The organism is Clostridium sp. (assembly GCF_051656525.1).
GTDB lineage: Bacteria > Bacillota > Clostridia > Clostridiales > Clostridiaceae > Clostridium.
In genome coordinates this window covers 1-3046 of record NZ_JBOGCC010000048.1, presented here as the reverse complement: position 1 = coordinate 3046, position 3046 = coordinate 1, and the positions used below count along the sequence as shown (strand labels likewise).

The 3046-nt window shown below is 23.9% G+C and carries 4 protein-coding genes; all 4 read right to left on the bottom strand.

Translation table 11 applies throughout. The features are described 5' to 3' along the window. Nucleotides 1-545: 545 nt before the first annotated feature. A complete protein-coding gene (locus tag ACRDDY_RS01710) occupies nucleotides 546-1091 on the bottom strand; it encodes a hypothetical protein (RefSeq protein WP_438563241.1) in 546 nt (181 codons plus the stop codon). Further along, nucleotides 1091-1531, bottom strand: a complete 441-nt coding sequence (locus ACRDDY_RS01705; RefSeq protein WP_438563240.1) for a hypothetical protein — start codon at nucleotides 1529-1531, stop codon at nucleotides 1091-1093. The genes ACRDDY_RS01710 and ACRDDY_RS01705 overlap by 1 nt, the downstream gene beginning before the upstream one ends. 5 nt (nucleotides 1532-1536) lie before the next feature. Then, nucleotides 1537-2268 (bottom strand): hypothetical protein, encoded by a 732-nt coding sequence (locus ACRDDY_RS01700; RefSeq protein WP_438563239.1) that lies wholly within the window; start codon nucleotides 2266-2268, stop codon nucleotides 1537-1539. A 605-nt stretch (nucleotides 2269-2873) separates the two neighbouring features. Then, nucleotides 2874-3005: a phage holin family protein gene (locus tag ACRDDY_RS01695; protein WP_438563242.1), complete on the bottom strand. Its 132-nt coding sequence runs from the start codon at nucleotides 3003-3005 to the stop codon at nucleotides 2874-2876. Between the last annotated feature and the right edge of the window lie 41 nt (nucleotides 3006-3046).

Genomic DNA, 3046 nt, shown 5'->3' with positions numbered 1-3046 from the left:
AAACTAAAGATTTTAGCTTTAATCTCTTACTACTTACCTTATATTTATCCTCTATATTCTTACATTAAAGTATATCATTTTTACATATAAAAAGCAATTTCTTATTTAATTATAATTCACTATTGCTTTTACTAGCTTTATGGAGCTTTTAGTATATCAAAAAATCAAAAAAATTTTGAGTTTTATTTTTTTTAAGTGCATTTTAAGTGCAAACCTAAGAATAGGAGTAATCCTCTTAGAATCTTTATTCCACTAGTTTTTTATATTTTTTTAGAATTATTTAATTAGAAATTTAGAACTTTTATTTAATGATGATTGACATAAAAATAATATATAAAAATTACTAATACACCACGATATGAGCCGTCATTTTTTCATACTTCCTTTTATTTACAAGGCTTATTAATAATCTATTCTATAGAATTATTAGCTACATGTTAACTATATGTCAAAAAGAGAGAATTTTTCATAAAATTCTTTAATCAAATAAAAAATAGAAGTTAGAAATAATTATAATACTCTATCTCTAAACTTCTATTATTTTATTAATTTCTTTTTACTTCATCACTTTCTACTCGCATTAAATATACTGACAATTTTATCAGTAGCATATAAAATCCATATCTAGTTAATGAATACTTCCTTTTGGTTAACATTTCACTAAATTTTTTTTGAGGTATATTTATAATACTATCAAAATCTATTATTTTTTCTTCAAATTCCTTTATATAAAATTTATTAAAAATAATATTCTTTTTCAATGCCTCTAAATCACTATTCTCTGCTAATTTTTTTATAGGAATGAATGGAGCAAATATTAACTTTTTATTTCTACTTATATCACAAGTATTACTTATTACAATTGCATCTGTCTTTATTTTTTTAATTTCACCTTCATTATTATAAAATAGGAATTCCACATCTTCAAAAATATCTCCTTGAAGAATATCTTGTGTTTTTGGTGACTCTATATAAACATCTTGAATTCGACTTTTAGATGTTTCTATAATGCTTTCTCTAACTCTCTCAGCTATATACGGATTGAAAGTTGGAAATATTTCAGTTATTACTGAAAGAAGTTTTTCATTCATTATATCAACCCTATCTCATCAAAGCTTGAAAACTCTATTTCTAAACTTTCTCCAGCCGCTAGAAAATCTTCAAATGCTGCATCAAATATTTCTTTCTCTTTCGTATTCATGACTCTCATATATCCAGAAATTTCATTAATAAACTCTAGATTATTTATTTTTTTACTTGATTCTTCATTAATCAAATAACTACTGTTAAAGTCGTTCAATACTGATGTCGTAGTACTTTTTACAGGTATTGATGTCATTGTTGTCCCTGTCATCAATGGCATTGATGATGTTATTGTTATAATACCTAAACACATTAAACTTTTTCTTATTTGATTTAATTTATTTTGACTCGCTTCTTTAACTTCGTAAACATTTGAATTATAATTTCCATAATTACTCAATTTACATATTTCATTATTAACTGTACTTGAACTATAATTTGACATCATAATTCTTACTCTCCTCTCTTTAAAAATTCTACCTGTTCTTCTAATATATTAAAGTTTTTATTTATTATGGCATCTACTTCAGACACACTTGAAATATAACCTTTTTTTTCATTAAACAAATATCTATCATTAAAATCTACAGTCAATTTAATTCCGTATTCTTTACAATCTAAAGATGATAAACTTCTCGGTTCAGAAATTGGAGTATAATTATAATCCCAAAGTTTATATGATTCTACTAAAATATTAGCATAATATTTTTCATCAATAATTTTAGCTTCCTTATATGAAACCTCATCTACATTTAACGTATCTTGATTTTTTAAATATTTCTTTTTTATACACTCAATACTAAACTCTTTAGACGTTGGGATAGTTGCCACAGTTGTCAATCCCATAAAATTTATTTTCATACCAAACTTTTTTATTATATTTTTTAACAACTCTATTCTCTCGTACAAATATTTCTTTTTTTCTTCAAGAATAAAATTTTCATCATATAAAATATCTAAACTTATGTTAAATTGAGAAAAAAGAACCGTACTATGAGAATTTTTTGATGTAAATATTATTCTTGGTATACCTGGCTCTATATCATCTGGAATACTATTTATTTGTGGTTGCATATAATAATCTTTTAATTCATCTTCTATTTCATTAGCTAATCTTCTCATCTCTATTTTTCTATCTATTACGAAATTAAAAGTAGTTTGAAGATATTTCTCTTTTTGTAGCATTTTTATCCCTCCTAATTAATCTACTCTCAACTTATTTTAACATAATTTTTATACACTATCTACAAGTATTTACAATTTTTCTTATAAATATCCTTTAGTTTTTATTTGAATTTTTCAGTAATTTAGCAACTACCTTAATTCAATTTCATAAAACTCATACTTTCTAGCTATTCTAAATATTATAGTTAAATGAATTAAATAGTACAATAACTACTATAATCACCAAAAAGTGAGATGTTATTACTAAATAATAAATTAGGCGGTAAACTAGTTAAATTTTTTTATTAAAAAAAATAGAGGGTTCGCACACCACTCTATTTTTATAAGGAACTTCTTTTCCTTGTATAGCTTTATTAACTTAATTTTATAACAATATCCCCAAAAGTCAATAGGTGGTTTATATAGAAAAAAGAACAACTAAAATCTCATGGTCAAAAAGTGGTAAAGGTGGCTATACCACTAGAGTTACTCTTCCAGTTTCATGAGTTAGACAAATAAACTTATCTTACGAGGACAGAGAACTTAATATTTTATTTGATGAAAAAACAGGTATTATAACAATCAAAAAAAGAGGATTAATCTTCCTCTTTTTAAGTATTATTTAATCATTTTTCTTTATCTAGCTTTTCTTTTTTTACCGCTAATATATTTTCTATAATACCAGGAAATTTTATACCTAGTTTGGTTAAATTTTCCATTATAGAAATAGACTCCATAATAATACAACCAGTAATCATACAAACTCTAAGTGAAATATTTATATCATTTAAAAAACTAG

What these genes read in the sequence shown, in the direction of transcription:
- ACRDDY_RS01710 (WP_438563241.1), bottom strand. Translation starts at nt 1,091, where the DNA reads ATGAATGAAAAACTTCTTTCAGTAATAACTGAAATATTTCCAACTTTC.
- ACRDDY_RS01705 (WP_438563240.1), bottom strand. Translation starts at nt 1,531, where the DNA reads ATGATGTCAAATTATAGTTCAAGTACAGTTAATAATGAAATATGTAAA.
- ACRDDY_RS01700 (WP_438563239.1), bottom strand. Translation starts at nt 2,268, where the DNA reads ATGCTACAAAAAGAGAAATATCTTCAAACTACTTTTAATTTCGTAATA.
- ACRDDY_RS01695 (WP_438563242.1), bottom strand. Translation starts at nt 3,005, where the DNA reads ATGATTACTGGTTGTATTATTATGGAGTCTATTTCTATAATGGAAAAT.